Origin of the sequence: Rhabdaerophilum sp. (genome assembly GCF_046092605.1) — a bacterium.
Classification (GTDB): domain Bacteria; phylum Pseudomonadota; class Alphaproteobacteria; order Rhizobiales; family Beijerinckiaceae; genus Rhabdaerophilum.
Map to the genome: position 1 here is coordinate 1 of NZ_JBJTDY010000203.1, position 2,748 is coordinate 2,748.

At 62.2% G+C, this 2,748-nt stretch carries 4 protein-coding genes; 1 reads left to right on the plus strand and 3 read right to left on the minus strand.

The annotated features are described in order from the left end of the window. Positions 1–325: TraM recognition domain-containing protein (locus ACKODO_RS16055; RefSeq protein WP_408984449.1), on the plus strand; the 325-nt coding region annotated here is incomplete at its 5' end. A gap of 197 nt (positions 326–522) precedes the next feature. Here the strand turns inward: ACKODO_RS16055 and ACKODO_RS16060 are convergent. The 3 genes from ACKODO_RS16060 to ACKODO_RS16070 all read right to left on the minus strand — a co-directional run. Beyond that, positions 523–1,371: a citryl-CoA lyase gene (locus ACKODO_RS16060; RefSeq protein WP_408984450.1), complete on the minus strand. Its 849-nt coding sequence runs from the start codon at positions 1,369–1,371 to the stop codon at positions 523–525. A gap of 10 nt (positions 1,372–1,381) precedes the next feature. Next, positions 1,382–1,753, minus strand: a complete 372-nt coding sequence (locus ACKODO_RS16065) for a nuclear transport factor 2 family protein (RefSeq protein WP_408984451.1) — start codon at positions 1,751–1,753, stop codon at positions 1,382–1,384. Between the two features lie 26 nt (positions 1,754–1,779). Then, the coding region (locus ACKODO_RS16070) for a CaiB/BaiF CoA transferase family protein (RefSeq protein WP_408984452.1) at positions 1,780–2,748 on the minus strand (969 nt) is incomplete at its 5' end.

Genomic DNA, 2,748 nt, shown 5'->3' on the forward strand with positions numbered 1-2,748 from the left:
GAACCTTTCCCAACTGGATGAGCTCTACGGGAAGGCAACGCGAGAGACTTTGATTGCGGGGTGCGCCGCGAAGCTCTTCGTCGCGATCAATGACAACGTCACCGCGCAATACGTCTCCGAAGCGCTCGGAAACTACACCGCAGACAACCGCACAAAGATAGTCGGCACTGGGATCACGCAATCGGCGCGGATCTCGGTGACGAAAATCGGTGTGCCACTAAGGAGACCAGAGGCGCTGATGAAAATGCCGCGCGACAAATCGCTCCTTTTGATCGGCGGGGCCAGACCAATGGAGGTGATCAAGGCGACCAGAACAACCGTTTAATTCCAAAGCTGCCAGTCTGGATCGCGCCCCCATCCCCGTCATTCGGGCTGACTTTGCTGTTTCTTGAGAGCGGTCATTCCGCGTGCCGTGTGGCAGTTCGTGGTTGCGCGCCCGTTTCAGATACTCAAGGCCAGGTGCGCAAACGCCGAAAGCCGATATTCAGGAGCCTCTATCAGCCTCCGGAAATCCGGGGCGGTTCAATCAGAGATTGTCATCTGGTCGGATATTGCTCGCAAATCCGATCCTTCATAGAGGAAAGGGAAGCTCCGCGGCATGGGGCCCTTGTTGCGTTCGCCGCGCGAGGATTGTTCCCACGCATGGGCCAGAATTCCGACGGCCCGCGAGAGGCAGAACACGCCCCGTGACAGCGGCGGCGGAAAGCCTAGTTCACCGTAGATGACGGCTGTCGCGCCATCGATGTTCATCGGGATGAGCTTGCCCTTGCGCTCCGCCATGGCAGACTCGACAGCGCGGGCGGCCATGGCGATCCGGCCTGAAACCACGCCCTTGCCGACCATCTCGTCAACAAGCGCTAGCAACTTTCCGCTCCGTGGATCGACGGGGTGAAACCGATGCCCGAAGCCAGGCAGGTACTTGCCATGCGTCGCAATCCACGTGTCGATTGCGGATGCTGTGGCAACCTGAAGTGCGCCGCCAGTGTCCATCCGAGCGAGGATATCGAGATAGAGTCCGAGTGCCTGCTCACCGGCACCGCCATGAACGTCATCCAGTGTGTTGAGCGCAGACGCCATGGCACCGTTGAGCGGCAGGCCGCAGCTCACAGCCATGCGCGAGATGGCAATGGATGGCGCCTGCGGTCCGTGATCCACCGACGCCACCAATGCGGCCTCTAGCAATCTGGCCTGATCGGCTGTCGGCAATTCGCCGCGCAGCATCAGCCAGATCATCGCCGGGAAAGACACGGCTCCGATAAGCTCCTGGATCGGATAGCCCCGGAACGCGATCTTTCCGGGCGAGATGTCACAGATCGACGTCCGCCAGTAGCGGGCGGCCTCGTCGCGCGAATCGCGATCAGGAATGCTCATGCCGGTCTCGTCACAGCGTTTCAGTCATGAAGACCTTCTGGGCTACCTGCCAGCGCCCATCCACCTTCAGGCAGGACAGGAGGTCGGTGAAGTACTTTGGCGGAATGGCGCACTTGATCTTCAGATGCGCAAGGCTGGGGCCGACCACATCGATTGACAGGATATGGTCATCCCGCTCGAGGCCAGAGCTCTTCGGTGAAGGCCGCGATCCCACACGCTCGAGCCAGGTCTCGCAAGGGGTAATGGACACCTTGCCATCGGCAACCTGCGTCAGCGCCGACGTTGGCAGGAAGACCGAGCCCAGTTTTTTGGTGTCGCCCTCGTACAGCCCATCAAGATAGGTCTTTGCGAGGTTTTCTAGAGCAGCAATCTCGTTCAGCATTTTGGGAAGTCCCTTAAGGAAGTAGGTCAGGAATGAGCAGAAGCCGTTGCACCGGAGGTCCGGAGTTCGGCGATTTCGTCTTCGCTGTAGCCCAGCGCCCGTAGCCAGTGTTCCGTGTCTTGGCCTAGGGCGGGTGGCGGTGATGGCGTAGGAAAGCCGCCATCGATGCGGAAGCCCGGGCGCGTGACGCGCAGGGCCGCGCCCGTTGCAGTCGTGCCGTCAATCGTCTCGACAAAATGGCGCCCGGTGATCTGCGCCTCGTTCAGAACCTGCGGGACGCTGAGCACGCAGCCGGCCGGTACGCCCTTCGCGTTGAACAGGGCCTCCCACTCTTCCGCTCCCGTGGCGGCGAGGGCAGCCTCGAGTTCGTCCTTCAGCGCGGCGCGATGCACTTTGCGCGCCTGTCGTTCGGCAAAGCGCGGATCGGTCTTCAGATCAGGCCGCCCGACGAGGTCGCACAGCGCCTCATATTGCTTCTGCTCGTTCGCCGCGATGTTGAGCGGGCCGGTCGCGGTGCGGAATGTGCCGGATGGCGCGGCCGTGAAATTCTCGTTGCCCATCGGCTCCGGGTTCACCCCGGCATTGAGATGGTTCGACACGACCCAGCCCATAGCCGCCAGCGTCGATTCCAGCAGCGAGACGTCGATCAGGCGCCCGCGCCCAGTCGCGCGCTGCTCCACCAGCGCTGCCGAGATCGCGAAGGCGGCGGTCAGTCCGGCAATCGTGTCGGAGATCGGAAAGCCGGTGCGCAGCGGAGCCGTCCGGGCATCCCCGGTGACGCTCATTGCACCGGAGAGCCCCTGCACGATCTGGTCATAGGCCGGTCGCCCGGCCCAGGGACCATCCTGCCCGAAGCCGGAGATCGCGCAGGCGATGATCTTCGGATTGCGGGCCGACAGCACATCATGGCCGAGCCCCAGCCGCTCCATCACCTTCGGGCGGAAATTCTCCAGCACCACGTCACTCTGTTCGACAAGACGCAGGAAGGCTTCCTT